A 16,133-nucleotide genomic window follows, 5' to 3' on the forward strand; every position below is an offset into this window, starting at 1 on the left:
GCCTGCCCGGTCGTCCGGTCGGGGACTGTTGGGCAGGCGCCGTCTGTGTTCCGCACGCCGTTGTACGGGACGTCTGGTGAGGTGCTGTCAGACCATCAGCGCGCGGTCCGTCGGACGGATCGGCGCCGGCAGCTCGCTCGCACCCGTGAGGGCACGGTCCACCCCGCGCGCCGCCGAGCGGCCCTCCGCGATGGCCCAGACGATGAGCGACTGGCCGCGGCCGGCGTCACCGGCGACGAACACACCCGGCACGTTGGTCCGGAAGTCGGCGTCGCGGGCGATGTTGCCGCGCTCGTCGAGCTCCAGGCCGAACTGCTCGACCAGGCCGTTCTCCCGGTCGGTGCCGGTGAAGCCCATGGCGAGGGTGACCAGCTGCGCGGGGATCTTGCGCTCGGAGCCGGGCTTCGGGGTCAGCTTGCCGTCGATGAACTCCACCTCGGTGAGGTGCAGCCACTGGACGTTGCCGTCCTCGTCGCCCTCGAAGTGGGTCGTCGAGACCGAGTAGACCCGCTCGCCGCCCTCCTCGTGCGCGGAGGTGACCTTGTACAGCATGGGGAAGGTCGGCCACGGCTGGGAAGCCTCGTTCCGCTCCTCGCCCGGGCGGGGCATGATCTCCAGCTGCGTGACGGAGGCCGCGCCCTGGCGGTGGGCGGTGCCGACGCAGTCCGCGCCGGTGTCGCCGCCGCCGATGACCACGACGTGCTTGCCCTCGGCCGAGATCGGAGTGGTGACGTAGTCGCCCTCCTGGACCTTGTTGGCCAGCGGCAGGTACTCCATGGCCTGGTAGATGCCCTTGAGCTCGCGGCCGGGCACCGGCAGGTCGCGGGCCGTGGTGGCGCCGACGGCCAGGACGACCGCGTCGTAGCGCTTCTTCAGGTCCGTGGCCTTGAGGTCGCGGCCGATCTCGATGCCGGTGCGGAAGCGGGTGCCCTCCGCGCGCATCTGCTCGATGCGGCGGTTGATGTGCCGCTTCTCCATCTTGAACTCGGGGATGCCGTAGCGGAGGAGGCCTCCGATGCGGTCCGCGCGCTCGTAGACGGCGACGGTGTGGCCGGCGCGGGTCAGCTGCTGGGCGGCGGCGAGACCCGCCGGGCCGGAGCCGATGACGGCGACGGTCTTGCCAGACAGGCGCTCGGGGATCTGCGGGGCGACGTCCCCGGTCTCCCACGCCTTGTCGATGATCGAGACCTCGACGTTCTTGATGGTGACCGGCGGCTGGTTGATGCCGAGCACACACGCCGACTCGCAGGGGGCGGGGCACAGGCGGCCCGTGAACTCCGGGAAGTTGTTCGTCGCGTGCAGACGCTCGGAAGCCGCCGCCCAGTCCTCGCGGTAGGCGTAGTCGTTCCACTCGGGGATCAGGTTCCCGAGCGGGCAGCCGTTGTGGCAGAACGGGATGCCGCAGTCCATGCAGCGGCTGGCCTGCTTGCTGATGATCGGCAGCAGGGAGCCGGGGACGTAGACCTCGTTCCAGTCCCGGACGCGCTCCTCGACGGGGCGGGACCTGGCGAGTTCGCGCCCGTGGTTCAGGAAGCCCTTCGGGTCAGCCATTGATCGCCGCCTCCATCATCTTCTCGTGGGTCTCGGTCTCGGAGAGACCGGCTCGCTCGGCGGCGTCCTTGGCGGCGAGCACTGCCTTGTAGGTGCTGGGGATGATCCTGCTGAAGCGCTCGACGGCGGTGTCCCACTCGGCCAGGAGCTTCTCGGCGACGGTCGAGCCCGTCTCCTCCTGGTGGCGGCGGACCACGTCGTGCAGCCACTGCTTGTCGGTGTCGTCGAGCGGCTCGACGGCGTCCAGGTTGCCGACGTTGACGTTGTCGCGGTCCAGGTCGATCACGTACGCGATACCGCCGGACATGCCGGCCGCGAAGTTGCGGCCCGTCTCGCCGAGCACCACCGCGTGACCGCCGGTCATGTACTCGCAGCCGTGGTCGCCCACGCCCTCGGAGACGACCGTCGCGCCGGAGTTGCGGACGCAGAACCGCTCACCGGTCTTGCCGCGCAGGAACATCTCGCCGCCGGTGGCGCCGTAGCCGATGGTGTTGCCGGCGATGACGCTGTACTCGGCGAGGTGGTCGGCCGCGCGGTCCGGGCGGACGACGATCCGGCCGCCCGAGAGGCCCTTGCCGACGTAGTCGTTGGCGTCGCCCTCCAGGCGCAGCGTGACACCGCGCGGGACGAAGGCGCCGAAGGACTGGCCGGCGGAGCCGGTGAAGGTGATGTCGATGGTGTCGTCGGGCAGTCCCGCGCCACCGAACTTCTTCGTCACCTCGTGGCCGAGCATGGTGCCGACCGTGCGGTTGATGTTGCGGATCTGCACCTGGGCGCGCACCGGCTGGGCATCGGTGGCTCCGGACGCGGCGAGCGCGTCGGCGGCCAGCTTGATCAGCTCGTTGTCGAGCGCCTTCTCCAGGCCGTGGTCCTGCGCGATGACCTGGTGGCGCACCGAGCCCTCGGGCAGCTCGGGCACGTGGAACAGCGGCTCCAGGTTCAGGCCCTGTGCCTTCCAGTGGTCGACGGCCCGCGTGACGTCGAGGGTCTCGGCGTGGCCGACGGCCTCCTCGATGGAGCGGAAGCCGAGCTCGGCGAGGATCTCGCGGACCTCTTCGGCGATGAACTGGAAGAAGTTCACGACGTACTCGGCCTTGCCGGAGTAGCGCTCGCGCAGGACCGGGTTCTGCGTGGCGATACCGACCGGGCAGGTGTCGAGGTGGCAGACGCGCATCATGACGCAGCCGGAGACGACGAGCGGCGCGGTCGCGAAACCGAACTCCTCGGCGCCGAGCAGCGCGGCGATGACGACGTCACGGCCGGTCTTCAGCTGGCCGTCGGTCTGCACGACGATGCGGTCACGCAGGCCGTTGAGCAGCAGCGTCTGCTGGGTCTCGGCCAGGCCGAGCTCCCAGGGGCCGCCGGCGTGCTTCAGCGAGGTGAGCGGCGAGGCGCCCGTGCCGCCGTCGTGGCCGGAGATCAGGACGACGTCCGCGTGTGCCTTGGAGACACCCGCGGCGACCGTGCCGACGCCGACCTCGGAGACCAGCTTCACGTGAATCCGCGCCTGCGGGTTCGCGTTCTTCAGGTCGTGGATCAGCTGGGCCAGGTCCTCGATGGAGTAGATGTCGTGGTGCGGCGGCGGGGAGATGAGCCCCACGCCCGGCGTCGAGTGCCGGGTCTTGGCGACCCACGGGTAGACCTTGTGGCCGGGCAGCTGGCCGCCCTCGCCGGGCTTGGCGCCCTGGGCCATCTTGATCTGGATGTCGTCGGAGTTGACCAGGTACTCGGAGGTCACACCGAAGCGGCCGGAGGCGACCTGCTTGATGGACGACCGACGGGCCGGGTCGTACAGGCGCTCCGGGTCCTCGCCGCCCTCACCGGTGTTGGACTTGCCGCCCAGCTGGTTCATGGCGATGGCGAGGGTCTCGTGCGCCTCCTGGGAGATGGAGCCGTACGACATGGCGCCCGTGGAGAAGCGCTTGACGATCTCGGAGACCGGCTCGACCTCGTCGATGGAGATCGGCTGCCGGTCCGACTTGAAGCCGAACAGGCCCCGCAGGGTCATGAGCCGCTCGGACTGCTCGTTCACGCGCTCGGTGTACTTCTTGAAGATGTCGTACTTGCCGGAGCGCGTGGAGTGCTGGAGGCGGAAGACCGTCTCCGGGTCGAACAGGTGCGGCTCGCCCTCGCGGCGCCACTGGTACTCGCCGCCTATCTCCAGGGCGCGGTGCGCCGGGGCGATGCCGGAGGCCGGGTAGGCCTTGGCGTGCCGGGCGGCGACCTCCTTGGCGACGACGTCGATGCCGACACCGCCGATCTTGGTGGCCGTGCCGTTGAAGTACTTCTCGACGAAGGTCTCGTCGAGACCGACGGCCTCGAAGACCTGGGCGCCGCGGTAGGAGGCGACGGTCGAGATGCCCATCTTCGACATGACCTTCAGCACGCCCTTGCCGAGGGCGTAGATCAGGTTACGGATGGCCTTCTCGGGCTCGATGCCGGGCAGGAACGTCCCTGCGCGGACCAGGTCCTCGACGGACTCCATCGCCAGGTACGGGTTGACCGCGGCGGCGCCGTAGCCGATGAGCAGGGCGACGTGGTGGACCTCGCGGACGTCACCGGCCTCGACCAGCAGGCCCACCTGGGTGCGCTGCTTGGTGCGGATGAGGTGGTGGTGGACGGCCGCGGTGAGCAGCAGCGACGGGATCGGCGCGTGCTCGGCGTCCGAGTGCCGGTCCGACAGGACGATCAGGCGGGCGCCGTTCTCGATGGCGGCGTCGGCCTCGGTGCAGATCTCGTCGATCCGTGCGGCCAGCGCGTCACCGCCGCCGTGCACCCGGTACAGGCCGGACAGCGTCGCGGCCTTGAAGCCGGGCATGTCGCCGTCGGCGTTGATGTGGATGAGCTTGGCCAGCTCGTCGTTGTCGATCACCGGGAAGGGCAGCAGGACGCTGCGGCAGGAGGCCGCGCTCGGGTCGAGCAGGTTGCCCTGCGGGCCCAGCGAGGAGCGCAGGGAGGTGACCAGTTCCTCACGGATGGCGTCCAGCGGCGGGTTGGTGACCTGCGCGAACAGCTGGGTGAAGTAGTCGAAGAGCAGGCGCGGGCGGTCCGACAGCGCGGCGATCGGCGAGTCGGTGCCCATCGAGCCGATCGGCTCGGCGCCGGCCTTGGCCATCGGCGCGAGCAGGACGCGCAGCTCCTCCTCGGTGTAGCCGAAGGTCTGCTGGCGGCGGGTGACCGAGGCGTGCGTGTGCACGATGTGCTCACGCTCGGGCAGGTCCTCCAGCTCGATCTCGCCGGCCTCCAGCCACTCCGCGTAGGGGTTCTCGGCGGCGAGCTCGGCCTTGATCTCGTCGTCCTCGATGATGCGGTGCTCGGCGGTGTCGACGAGGAACATGCGGCCGGGCTGGAGGCGGCCCTTGCGGACGACCTTGGCCGGGTCGATGTCCAGGACGCCGACCTCGGAGCCGAGGACGACGAGGCCGTCGTCGGTGACCCAGTAGCGGCCGGGGCGCAGGCCGTTGCGGTCGAGGACCGCGCCGACCTGGGTGCCGTCGGTGAAGGTGACACAGGCCGGGCCGTCCCAGGGCTCCATCATCGTGGAGTGGAACTGGTAGAAGGCGCGCCGGGCCGGGTCCATGGAGTCGTGGTTCTCCCACGCCTCCGGGATCATCATCAGCACGGAGTGCGGCAGGGAACGGCCGCCCAGGTGCAGGAGTTCGAGGACCTCGTCGAAGGAGGCGGAGTCGGAGGCGTCCGGCGTGCAGACCGGGAAGATCCGGTCGATGGCCTTGTCGTCGGATCCGAAGAGGTCCGAGACGAGCTGCGACTCGCGGGCGACCATCCAGTTGCGGTTGCCCTTGACGGTGTTGATCTCACCGTTGTGCGCGACGAAGCGGTAGGGGTGGGCCAGCGGCCACGACGGGAACGTGTTCGTCGAGAACCGGGAGTGCACGAGCGCGATCGCGGAGGCGAAGCGGCGGTCGGACAGGTCCGGGAAGAAGGGCTCCAGCTGGCCGGTGGTCAGCATGCCCTTGTAGACGATCGTCCGCGCGGACAGCGACGGGAAGTAGACGCCGGCCTCGCGCTCGGCGCGCTTGCGCAGCACGAAGGCCTTGCGGTCGAGGGCGATACCCGTGACGGGCACCGCGGCGCCGTCGCTGACGAAGATCTGGCGGAAGACCGGCATGGTCGACCGGGCGGTGGCACCCAGCAGCTGGGGGGCGACCGGCACCTCGCGCCAGCCGAGGACGGTGAGGCCCTCGTCGGCGGCGATCGTCTCGATCTGCGAGACGGCGTCGGCGGTGGCGTCCTCCGGCAGGAAGGCGATGCCGACGGCGTAGGAACCGGCGGCGGGCAGTTCGAATCCGGCCACGTCGCGGAAGAAGGCGTCCGGGACCTGCGACAGGATGCCGGCGCCGTCACCGGAGTCGGGCTCGGAACCGGTGGCGCCGCGGTGTTCGAGGTTGCGCAGGACGGTCAGAGCCTGTTCCACCAGGGTGTGGGACGCCTCGCCGGTGAGGGTGGCGACGAAGCCGACGCCACAGGCGTCGTGCTCGTTGCGGGGGTCGTACATACCCTGCGCAGCAGGGCGAGCATCCATGAACGACCAGTTCTGGCCATTCGCGGAATGCTGGGACGGCTGGCGCGGCGTACGCATCGGCTCTCCCGTCGTCGTCATGTGGCATGTGCAAGTGCCGAGGGACGACGTTGGCCCTCGCGTGATCGCAAAATTTCGTGCAGGTTACATGATGGAGCGGTTCTCGGGAACCGGGATAATCCGTTCCAGCATGCGGACACCGCGGGTGCGCGGCGGGGGTACCGCGCCAGCGGTGGAAGCTATGGAGGGGCCGCACGAAGCGATCGGTCAGATCGGTTTCCATCGGCCCGGGGAGCGGGACAGGCGTCTTCGCCCGACCCGCTGAGGTGCGCGGCGAGCGTCATTGCCCGCAGCGCTTACGGCTCATGCCCGGTGATTGCACACTCGAAACCAGTGAGTAACGGCTACCTATGCGGTCCCATGCATAAGTCCGAGCCGCGCTATCCTACGGCCGTTCCGAACAAGGTGCCCAGGGCGTACGTCACACCGGCCGCCGCGCCTCCCAGGAACAGCTGCCGCAGCCCGCTGTACCACCAGGTGCGTGCCGTCACCCTGGCCACCACCGCACCGCACAGGAAGAGCCCCAGCAGCGCCAGCATCACCGCGGGCCACATGCTGCTCGCTCCCAGCAGATAGGGCAGGACGGGGATCAGCGCGCCCAGCGCGAAGGACCCGAAACTCGACACCGCGGCCACGGTCGGCGAGGGCAGATCGCCGGGGTCGATGCCCAGCTCCTCGCGGGCATGGATCTCCAGCGCCTGCTCGGGGTCCTTCGACAGCTGCCGGGCAACCTCGCGGGCCAGTCGCGGCTCGACGCCCCGCGATTCGTAGAGGGCGGCGAGTTCGGCCTCCTCGTCCTTGGGGTGCTTGCGCAGCTGGCGCCGCTCCACGTCCAGCTCCGCCTGGACGAGCTCGCGCTGCGAGGCGACGGAGGTGTACTCGCCGGCGGCCATGGAGAAGGCGCCGGCGGCCAGACCCGCGAGTCCGCTGAGGACGACGGTGTGCTGTCCGGCCGCCCCGCCGGCCACACCGGTCATCAGGGCGAGGTTGGAGACGAGGCCGTCCATCGCACCGAACACCGCGGGACGCAGCCAGCCGCCGTTCACGTCCCGGTGCGTGTGATTGTCCCGGTGCGCCTCGTGCAGCGTCGCCTCGGTCTCGATGATGGCCATGGAAGATCCCCACTCCCCGTTCTTTGGACACGTTCCAGAGTTTTACAGCGCCAAAACTACGCCTCGAATTCCATCGTCGCCAGCAAGGAAAGGCTGCGCTAACCTGCGGTTTTGCCGTTTCGCGCTCACTTGATCATTACCGTGCGCAGATGTCGACCGGGTGATGCTGGGGCTCCTGAGGCTCGGCGGAGTCACCGGAGTGGGACACATGCCGTATGGCATCGATCGCCTGCATCCCCTCCGTGCCGGCGCCCGGTGACGCCGCCGCACTTCGCGAACGGGCCCGCGGCGCACTGCTGGGCCTGGCCGTCGGTGACGCCCTCGGCGCGCCGGCCGAGAACATGAAGCCCTCCGAGATCCGCGCGCGGTGGGGCCGGATCACCGGTTACGTCGCCGAGAAGCCGGCCGGCACGGACGACACCGAGTACGCGATCTTCTCCGGCCTCCTGCTGGCCCGGCACGGCTCCGCGCTGACCCCGGCCCATGTGGAAGCGGCCTGGCACGAGTGGATCGCCGACCGCGACGAGGGGCCCTTCCGGGGTGCCGGTTTCAGCGAACGCGGCACCCTGGAGAACCTGCGCCGCGGCCTGGCCGCCCCGATCTCCGCCCAGCACCGGCACGCCTGGAGCGACGGTCTGGCCATGCGCGCGGCCCCCTTCGGGGTGTTCGCGGCGGGCCGCCCGGCGGAGGCGGCCCGGCTGGTCGCGATCGACGGCTCGGTGAGCCACGACGGCGAGGGCATCTACGGCGGCCAGGCGGTGGCGGCGGGTGTCGCGGCGGCGATGGCGGGAGCCCCGCCGACCGCCGTCGTCGCCGCGGCCCTCGCGGTCGTACCCGACGACTCCTGGACGGCCCGCAGCCTGCGCCGCGCGGTGGTCGTGGCGCACCACGGGGAACGCGCGGTGCGCTCCGCGGTCGTCATCGGCGGCTACCCCTGGACCGACCTGGCCCCCGAGGCGGTCGCCCTCGCCTTCGGCGCGTACGCGGCGGCCGACGGCGACTTCGAGCAGTCCGTGCTGACGGCGGTGAACATGGGCCGCGACGCGGACACGACGGCGGCGGTGGCGGGGGCGCTCGCGGGCGCGACCCGGGGAGTGTCGGCGATCCCGCAGGCCTGGACGACCCCCATCGGCCCGGTCCACGGCAGATGCCTCCCGGCGATGGCGGGCTACCACGTCCTGGACGTGGCGGACCTGCTGACATCGGCGGAGGTTCCCTCATGACGACGTACGAAGCGGAAGCCGCCGACGGCGAAGCCGCCCCACGGGAGACCAGGGCCCTACGGGTGACGGTCACGGGCGGTGCGCGGGCGGGAGACAAACGGGCCGAAGGCGAAGCCGAGGCCCCGAGACGGCCCGAAGGACTCCTGCTGGGACTCGCCGCCGGCGACGCCGCCGGCTGGCCCGCCGCCCGCCACAGAGCCGCCCGCATGCCCGACTGGACCCGCCGCCTCACCCGCGAACTCGACACCTTCGCCGAGCACAACGCCACGACCACGCTCCCCGTCCCCATCGCCCTGAACCAGCCCCCCGAGCCCCTCCGCCTCGGCCCCTCCGACGACGCCGAGTGGGCGGCCTTCGCAGCGGAAGCCCTCCTGCGCGCGGGCGACGACACCGTCCTGAACGACCTCAGCCGCGAACGCCGCACCCGCGCCGCGATCGACCTCACCTGGAACGCCCTGGCCGCCGAGGTCGCCGCCGCGGCGGACCGCGCCCCCGAGATCGAGTCCGCCGTCCTTCCCCTGCGCGCCCGCATCTCCGTCCGTGCCGGCCTCGGCAACCTCGCCACCGGCCTGCGCCCGCCCGCCACCGGCCACGACAACCCGCACTACTTCGACGACGCCGCCTGCGTACGCGCCTGCGTCCTGGCCGTGGCCCACCCCGGAGACCCCCGCAGCGCCGCCGGCCTCGCCGAGTTCGACGCCCGCTACACCCAGGACGGCGACGGCGTGCACGGCGCCCGCGCCATGGCGGCGGCCCTCGCCCTCGCCCTGGCCGGCGCGCACATCGACGCCTGTGTCACCGCCGCGCTCGCCGAACTCCCCCAGGAGACGGAGATCGGCCGCAACGCCCGGCACGCCCTGCGGCTCGCCGCCGACGCGGACAGCGCCTTCGCCCTCGTCCCGCCCCTGGAGCACCAGATCGTCGACCACGTCTACAGCTACGGCATCGCCGCCGCCGAAACCGTCCCGGTCGCCCTCGCCCTGGCCACCGCGGCCCGCGGCCGCATCGCGGAGGCGATCCCCGCGGCGGCCTGCCTGTCCCGCGTCGCCGACTCCGCCCCGGCCCTGGCGGGCGCCCTCACCGGCGCCCTGGGCGGCGCCGCGTCGATCCCCGCCGCCTGGCGGGAGACCTGCCGCACCCTCTCCGGCTGTGTCCTGCCCCGCCTCACCGGCACGGACCTCGTGGAACTCGCCGGACTCCTGGAAGCCGTACAACCGGCCCGTCCGGGTGGATGATGCGGCCATGCAGCCCAAACCACACCAAAACATCCTCCTGGACGAGCGGATCAGCGGCGCGCTGGTCGGGGCCGCCGTCGGTGACGCGCTCGGCGGCCCGGTCGAGGGCTACTCGCCCGAGCAGATCCTCGAACGTCACGGCGGCCGCGTCCACGGCATCGTCGGCCCCTGGCACGGCGACGACTGGCGCACGGCCCGCCCTCTCGCCCCGTACCACAAGGGCGACGGCCACGTCACCGACGACACGTTGATGACACACGCCCTGGTCCGCGTCTACACCCGGGTCCGCGACCACCTCGACGCCTACGCCATCGCCGACCACCTGGTCCCGGACCTGATGACCGAGCCGCGCTGGATCCCGGACCTGGAGGGTGAGGCCCTCCCCCTCCAGCGGATCTTCCTGGCGGAGAAGTGGCTGGTGACGAGGATCCACTACGGCCATGCCGACCCGCGCGAGGCAGGCACCGGCAACATCGTCAACTGCGGGGCGGCGATGTACATGGCCCCGGTCGGCCTGGTCAACGCGGCGGACCCGCGGGCGGCGTACGCCGAGGCCCTCGACATCGCGGGCGCGCACCAGTCGTCGTACGGCCGTGAGGCGGCGGGCGTCCTGGCGGCGGCGGTGGCGGCGGCGTGCACGCCGGGCGCGACCCCCGACTCGGTCGTCTCGGCGTGCCTCTCCCTCGCGAAGGACGGCACCCGGGCCGCGATCGAGCGGGTCTGCGAGGAGGCGTCCCGCCACACCGACTTCGAGTCGGCCCTGCGCCCGTTGCGCGAGGCGGTCGCCCCCTACGACACGGTGGGTCCCGACTACCGCACCCCTTCGCTCGGCGCCCGCCGCCCCTCCCGCCTGCACGCGATCGAAGAACTCCCGGTCGCGCTGGGCATGGTGCTGGTGGCGCGGGGCGACTACCGGCACGCGGTCCTCGGCGCGGTGAACTACGGCCGCGACTGCGACTCCATCGCCACCATGGCCGGCGCCCTGGCGGGCGCCCTGGGCTCACCGGTCCCGGAGGACTGGGCCAAGACGGTCGCGGAGGCCAGCCGCCTGGACCTCTGGGAACCGGCGACCGCCCTCACCGCCGTGGCCCGCGAGATCTTCGCCCAGGACGTGGCCCGCCGGCGCACCCACGAGCAGGCCTTCGCGTCCCTCGGAGGCCAGGAATGCTCCGACTGACCTGGGTCCAGCCGGAGGACCTGATCGGCCACGAACTCCGCCAGGCGGCCCAGGACGGCCGCGAACCGAAGGCCGTCGCGGCCCGCTGGCGAGCGGCGGGCGGCCCCGAGGCCCCGGCCACCGCGGGCACGTCCCCCACCCCGGCCTCCCGCTACCTGCGCCGGCTGGCGGAAGACCTCCTGGACGAACTGGCCGACCTGCCGAGCACGCTGGCGGACGACGAACCGACGGACCTGGACCGGATCAGAGCCGCCTGCCCCGACTGGCCGGAGCCCGTGGACACCCCGGCCGGCACCACCCCGCACCGCCTCGAAGCCGCCTGGCTCGGCCGCGCCACCGGCTGCCTCCTGGGCAAACCGGTCGAGAAGCTCCCCCTCGACGCCATCCGCCGACTCGCCCGGGCCACCGGCAACTGGCCCCTCACCGCCTACTTCACCGCCCGGGGCGTCCCGGCGGACCTCCTCGAAGAGCACCCCTGGAACCGCCGCTCGGCATCCACCTCCCTCGCCGAGAACATCGACGGCATGCCCGAGGACGACGACCTCGACTACCCCCTCCTCAACCTCGTCCTCCTCCGGCGCCACGGCAGGAGCTTCACCACCACGGACGTGGCCCGCACCTGGCTCGACGAACTCCCCGCCGGCCGCACCTTCACCGCGGAACGCCTCGCCTACCGCAACCTGCTCAAGGGCCTGGAACCCCCGCACACAGCCCGCCACCGCAACCCGTTCCGCGAGTGGATCGGCGCCCTGATCCGCGCCGACGTCCACGGCTGGACCAACCCCGGCCGGCCGGCCGCGGCAGCCGGGCAGGCCCACCGGGACGCGACCCTCACGCACACCGCCAACGGCGTCTACGCGGCGATGTTCACGGCGGCCGTCATCGCCACGGCGGCGACCGGCGACCACGACGTCCACACCTGCCTGCGCACCGGCCTCACCGTCGTCCCCCCACGCTCCCGCCTGGCCCGCGCCGTCCGCCAGGCCGTTCAACTCGCCCACGAGCACAGGGACTTCGACACGGTCGTCGACGCACTCCACGCCATGTACGCCGGCACCCACCACTGGGTCCACGCCGTCCCCAACACCGCCCTCATCGCCGCCGCCCTCACCCACGCGGACGGCGACTTCGCCGGCTCCGTCTGCCGTGCCGTCAGCGGCGGCTGGGACACCGACTCCAACGGTGCGACGGCCGGCTCGGTCGCCGGGCTGCTGGCCGGACACCCCGCGGCGCTCCCGGGCCGCTGGACGGCACCCCTGAAGAACCGGCTGTCGACGTCCGTCGGCGACTTCAACGGCATCGGCTTCGACACCCTCGCCCACCTCACGCACCGGGAGATGCTCCGCCCATGACCGCGCCCACGACAGCGCCCCTCACCGGCCTGCGCGTCCTCGACCTCGCCACCCTCTTCGCCGGCCCGATGGCCGCCACCCTGCTCGGCGACTTCGGCGCCGAGGTCGTCAAGATCGAGCACCCGACGAAGCCGGACCCCTCCCGCGGCCACGGCCCCTCGAAGGACGGGGTGGGCCTGTGGTGGAAGATGCTCGGCCGCAACAAGCGCACCATGACCCTCGACCTGTCGAAGCCCGGCGGCCGCGCCACCCTCCTGCGCCTGGCCGAGACCGCCGACGTGATCATCGAGAACTTCCGCCCCGGCACCCTGGAGAAGTGGGACCTGGGCTGGCCGGAGCTGTCGGCCGTCAACCCGCGCCTGGTCCTGGCCCGCGTCACCGGCTTCGGCCAGTTCGGCCCCTACGCTCATCGCCCCGGCTTCGGCACCCTCGCCGAGGCGATGAGCGGCTTCGCCGCGATCACCGGCGAACCGGACGCACCCCCGACCCTCCCGCCGTTCGGCCTGGCCGACTCCATCGCGGGCCTGACCACGGCGTACGCGGTGATGACGGCCCTCGCCGCCCGCGGGCACACCGGCGAAGGCCAGGTCGTCGACATGGCCCTGATCGAGCCGATCCTGGCCGCCCTCGGCCCCCAGCCCCTCTGGTTCGACCAACTCGGGCACGTCCAGCCCCGCACCGGCAACCGCTCCCCCAACAACGCCCCGCGCGGCGTCTACCGCACCGCGGACGGCACCTGGGTCGCCGTCTCCACCTCGGCCCAGTCGGTCGCGGAACGCGTGATGCACCTGGTCGGCCGCCCGGAACTGATCGACGAGCCCTGGTTCGCCTCCGGCGCCGACCGCGCCCGGCACGCCGACGTCCTGGACGATGCGGTCGGCGGCTGGATCGCCGCGCGCACCCGCACCGACGTCCTGGCCGCCTTCGAGAAGGCCGAGGCGGCGGTGGCCCCGGTCCAGGACGTCCGGGACGTGATGGCGGACCCGCAGTACCAGGCCCTGGACACCATCACCACCGTCGACGACCCCGAGCTCGGCCCGCTGCGCATGCAGAACGTCCTCTTCCGGCTCTCCGCCACGCCCGGCGCGATCCGCTGGGCCGGCCGCCCGCACGGCGCCGACACCGACGCGATCCTGACCGAACTGGGCCTCACCCCGGACGACGTCACGGCGCTGCGCGCGGAGGGCGCCCTGTGACGGCGTTCCCGCTCACCTGGCTCTACGCCCCGGGCGACCGCCCCCACGTGGTGGCGAAGGCCCTCACCTCCGGCGCCGACGTCGTCGTGATCGACCTGGAGGACGCGGTCGCCCCCGACCGCAAGGCCTACGCCCGCGCGGCCACCGCCGAGCTGCTCGCCGGCCCGCCGGCCGTTCCGGTCCACGTGCGCGTCAACGCCCTGGACGGCCCCTGGGGCGAGCAGGACATCGCGGCCCTGGCCTCGGCTCCCGGGCTCTGCGGCCTCCGCCTCCCCAAGATCACCGCACCTTCCGAGGTCACCCACGTCGCACGCCGGGCCGCCTCGGCCGACCTGTACGTCCTCCTGGAGACGGCCCTCGCCGTGGAGCGGGCGTACGCCATCGCGTCCGCCCATCCGAACCTGCGCGGTGTCGCCCTCGGCGAGGCCGACCTGCGGGCCGACCTCGGCATGCGCGACGACACGGGCCTCGACTGGCCCCGCTCCCGGGTGGTCGTGGCGGCCCGGGCCGCCGGTCTGCCCCCGCCGCCCCAGTCCGTCCACCCGGACACCCGCGATCTGGACGGGCTGGCCGCCTCCTGTGCCCACGGCCGTGCCCTGGGCTTCCTCGGCCGCGCCGCGATCCACCCCCGCCAGCTCCCGGTGATCGAACGCGCCTTCCTGCCCACCGAGGCGGACATCGAGCGGGCGGAGACGGTCCTCAAGGCGGCCGCCGCGGAGCAGGGCGCCCAGGCCCTCCCGGACGGCCGCTTCGTCGACGCGGCGGTGGTGACGGCCGCCCGGCGCACCTTGTCCCTGGCCCGCCGCCGCTGACATGCCGAGAGCGCCCGGGACGACTCCCGGGCGCTCTCGGCATGTCTTAGGGGGCGCGGGCCGTCAGGTCTTCTTCCCGGACCCGGCCTCGTTCCTCGCCGGGTCCGTCCCGGACTCGTCCGCGATCTCGTCGTCCTTGCCGGCGTCCCCGGACTTCTCATCGCTGTCGGCGTCCTCACCGGAGGCCGCGGCGCCCGGCTCCACGACGTCCTCCCGCCCGGGCCGCTTCTTCGACGACAGCACCAGGTACGTCACCGCGAGCAGGAACACCAGGATCGCGGTCCACACGTTCAGCCGGAGGCCCAGGATGTGGTGGGCGTCGTCGACCCGCATGTACTCGATCCACGCCCGGCCCGTGCAGTACGCGGCGACGTACAGCGCGAACGCCCGGCCGTGTCCGAGCCGGAAGCGGCGGTCCGCCCAGATGACCAGGAACGCCACGCCGATGCACCACAGCGACTCGTACAGGAACGTCGGGTGGTAGGTGCCCGGCACCCGCCCGTCCGCCGAGGAGGTGATCTCCAGGGCCCAGGGCAGATCGGTGGGCTTGCCGTACAGCTCCTGGTTGAACCAGTTGCCCCAGCGGCCGATCGCCTGGGCGAAGGCGATGCCGGGGGCGATGGCGTCGGCGTACGCGGGCAGCGGGATGCCACGGCGGCGGCAGCCGATCCACGCGCCCACCGCGCCGAGTGCGATCGCACCCCAGATGCCGAGGCCGCCCTCCCAGATCTTGAAGGCGTCCACCCAGTCGCGGCCCTCGCTGAAGTACAGCTCGTAGTCCGTGATCACGTGGTAGAGGCGGCCGCCGACGAGGCCGAAGGGCACGGCCCAGACAGCGATGTCGGCCACCGTGCCGGCCCGCCCGCCCCGGGCGATCCAGCGCTTGTTGCCGAGCCAGACCGCGACGAAGACGCCGATGATGATGCAGAACGCGTAGCCGCGCAGCGGAATGGGGCCGAGGTACAGCACCCCGCGCGACGGGCTGGGAATGAAGGCAAGTTCCATGGCAAGGTCGACGCTACCGTGCCGCACCGGGCCGGGGGCGGGCGGCCCGGCTACGGGTACATAACGGGGGCGAGAGAAGGTCCCTCACCCCTGGTTGGCCTCCTGCACCATCTGCTTCAGCTTGGCCGGGGTCATCGTCCGGTCCTGGTAGATGTTCTTGCCGTCGAACAGCACGGTGGGCGTGCCCGAGAAGTCGGCCTTGTCGAAGGCCTGGTGGGACTTGGCGACCCAGCCGTTGTGCTTGCCGTCCTCGACGCACGCGCGGAAGGCCGGGGTGTCCAGGCCGTCGACCTTGCCGGCCAGCTCGATCAGCTTGCCGTCGTCCGCGTAGGCGTCGTCGACCTCCGGGGGCTGGTTGTCGAACAGCACGTCGTGGTACGCGGGGAACTTCCCGGCGTCCTGGGCGCAGGCCGCGGCGTTGGCGGCGTTGCGGGAGCCGGTGCCGCCCATGTTGCCGTCGATGAGGGTGACCAGGTGGTACTCGACCTTCAGCTGACCGGCGTTCGTCAGCTCGTGGATCACCGGCCGGTACGCCGTCTCGAAGGACTTGCACGCGGGGCAGCGGAAGTCCTCCCACACCGTGAGCGTGGACTTGGCGCTGTCCTTGCCGACCGGGATCGCGAGGCCGTCCTTGCCCTGCGCTCCCGAGGGGGCCACGACCGGGCCCGAGGCCTCGCTGTCGTCGTCCTTGCCGGCGTTGGCCGCGACGACGCCGATCACCGCCGCGAGTCCCAGGACGGCCACGACGGCGCCGCCCACGATCAGCGCGCGGCGGCGCTTGTCCGCGGACCTCTGCTTCTCGCGCTCGACCGCCAGCTTCTCCCGGGCGGTGCGCTTTCCCTCACGGTTCTTCTCGCTCACATCCCGGAA

General features: G+C 72.2%; 11 protein-coding genes. 6 read left to right on the forward strand and 5 right to left on the reverse strand.

Features of this window, described 5'->3' with window-relative positions; translation table 11 throughout:
* Positions 1-87 precede the first annotated feature (87 nt).
* The 3 genes from RFN52_RS10105 to RFN52_RS10115 form a co-directional block, all read right to left on the reverse strand.
* A complete protein-coding gene (locus RFN52_RS10105; RefSeq protein WP_184845258.1) occupies positions 88-1,551 on the reverse strand; it encodes a glutamate synthase subunit beta in 1,464 nt (487 codons plus the stop codon).
* A complete protein-coding gene (gene gltB / locus RFN52_RS10110) occupies positions 1,544-6,151 on the reverse strand; it encodes a glutamate synthase large subunit (RefSeq protein WP_184845260.1) in 4,608 nt (1,535 codons plus the stop codon). The genes RFN52_RS10105 and gltB overlap by 8 nt, the downstream gene beginning before the upstream one ends.
* 380 nt (positions 6,152-6,531) lie before the next feature.
* Entirely contained in the window at positions 6,532-7,263 is a 732-nt protein-coding gene (locus RFN52_RS10115) for a VIT1/CCC1 transporter family protein (RefSeq protein WP_184845261.1), read from the reverse strand.
* A 215-nt stretch (positions 7,264-7,478) separates the two neighbouring features.
* Between RFN52_RS10115 and RFN52_RS10120 the strand changes: the two genes are divergently transcribed.
* Genes RFN52_RS10120 through RFN52_RS10145 form a run of 6 tightly spaced genes read left to right on the forward strand, consistent with a single transcriptional unit; the run spans position 7,479 to position 14,258 of the window.
* Positions 7,479-8,486, forward strand: a complete 1,008-nt coding sequence (locus RFN52_RS10120) for an ADP-ribosylglycohydrolase family protein (protein ID WP_184845263.1) — start codon at positions 7,479-7,481, stop codon at positions 8,484-8,486.
* Positions 8,483-9,721, forward strand: coding sequence for an ADP-ribosylglycohydrolase family protein (locus RFN52_RS10125; protein WP_311240925.1), 1,239 nt, complete (start codon positions 8,483-8,485; stop codon positions 9,719-9,721). The genes RFN52_RS10120 and RFN52_RS10125 overlap by 4 nt, the downstream gene beginning before the upstream one ends.
* Before the next feature lie 7 nt (positions 9,722-9,728).
* Positions 9,729-10,898: an ADP-ribosylglycohydrolase family protein gene (locus RFN52_RS10130; protein ID WP_184845265.1), complete on the forward strand. Its 1,170-nt coding sequence runs from the start codon at positions 9,729-9,731 to the stop codon at positions 10,896-10,898.
* Entirely contained in the window at positions 10,886-12,250 is a 1,365-nt protein-coding gene (locus tag RFN52_RS10135; protein ID WP_184845267.1) for an ADP-ribosylglycohydrolase family protein, read from the forward strand. Before RFN52_RS10130 ends, RFN52_RS10135 begins: the two co-directional genes overlap by 13 nt.
* Positions 12,247-13,446, forward strand: coding sequence for a CaiB/BaiF CoA transferase family protein (locus RFN52_RS10140; RefSeq protein WP_184845269.1), 1,200 nt, complete (start codon positions 12,247-12,249; stop codon positions 13,444-13,446). The genes RFN52_RS10135 and RFN52_RS10140 overlap by 4 nt, the downstream gene beginning before the upstream one ends.
* Complete coding sequence (locus RFN52_RS10145; RefSeq protein ID WP_184845271.1) at positions 13,443-14,258, forward strand: HpcH/HpaI aldolase/citrate lyase family protein; 816 nt, start codon at positions 13,443-13,445, stop codon at positions 14,256-14,258. The genes RFN52_RS10140 and RFN52_RS10145 overlap by 4 nt, the downstream gene beginning before the upstream one ends.
* Before the next feature lie 63 nt (positions 14,259-14,321).
* Here RFN52_RS10145 and lgt read toward each other — a convergent pair whose 3' ends face one another.
* Positions 14,322-15,263 carry a prolipoprotein diacylglyceryl transferase gene (gene lgt, locus RFN52_RS10150; protein WP_184845273.1) on the reverse strand — a complete coding sequence of 314 codons (942 nt, stop codon included), beginning with the start codon at positions 15,261-15,263 and terminating at the stop codon, positions 14,322-14,324.
* A gap of 84 nt (positions 15,264-15,347) precedes the next feature.
* The gene (locus tag RFN52_RS10155; protein ID WP_184845275.1) at positions 15,348-16,124 is read right to left on the reverse strand and encodes a DsbA family protein; all 777 of its coding nucleotides are present in this window, start codon (positions 16,122-16,124) and stop codon (positions 15,348-15,350) included.
* Positions 16,125-16,133 lie beyond the last annotated feature (9 nt).

Source organism: Streptomyces collinus (assembly GCF_031348265.1).
Lineage (GTDB): Bacteria > Actinomycetota > Actinomycetes > Streptomycetales > Streptomycetaceae > Streptomyces > Streptomyces collinus.

What these genes read in the sequence shown, in the direction of transcription:
- RFN52_RS10125 (WP_311240925.1), top strand. Translation starts at nt 8,483, where the DNA reads ATGACGACGTACGAAGCGGAAGCCGCCGACGGCGAAGCCGCCCCACGG.
- RFN52_RS10120 (WP_184845263.1), top strand. Translation starts at nt 7,479, where the DNA reads ATGGCATCGATCGCCTGCATCCCCTCCGTGCCGGCGCCCGGTGACGCC.
- lgt (WP_184845273.1), bottom strand. Translation starts at nt 15,263, where the DNA reads ATGGAACTTGCCTTCATTCCCAGCCCGTCGCGCGGGGTGCTGTACCTC.
- RFN52_RS10115 (WP_184845261.1), bottom strand. Translation starts at nt 7,263, where the DNA reads ATGGCCATCATCGAGACCGAGGCGACGCTGCACGAGGCGCACCGGGAC.
- RFN52_RS10105 (WP_184845258.1), bottom strand. Translation starts at nt 1,551, where the DNA reads ATGGCTGACCCGAAGGGCTTCCTGAACCACGGGCGCGAACTCGCCAGG.
- gltB (WP_184845260.1), bottom strand. Translation starts at nt 6,151, where the DNA reads ATGCGTACGCCGCGCCAGCCGTCCCAGCATTCCGCGAATGGCCAGAAC.
- RFN52_RS10140 (WP_184845269.1), top strand. Translation starts at nt 12,247, where the DNA reads ATGACCGCGCCCACGACAGCGCCCCTCACCGGCCTGCGCGTCCTCGAC.
- RFN52_RS10130 (WP_184845265.1), top strand. Translation starts at nt 9,729, where the DNA reads ATGCAGCCCAAACCACACCAAAACATCCTCCTGGACGAGCGGATCAGC.
- RFN52_RS10135 (WP_184845267.1), top strand. Translation starts at nt 10,886, where the DNA reads ATGCTCCGACTGACCTGGGTCCAGCCGGAGGACCTGATCGGCCACGAA.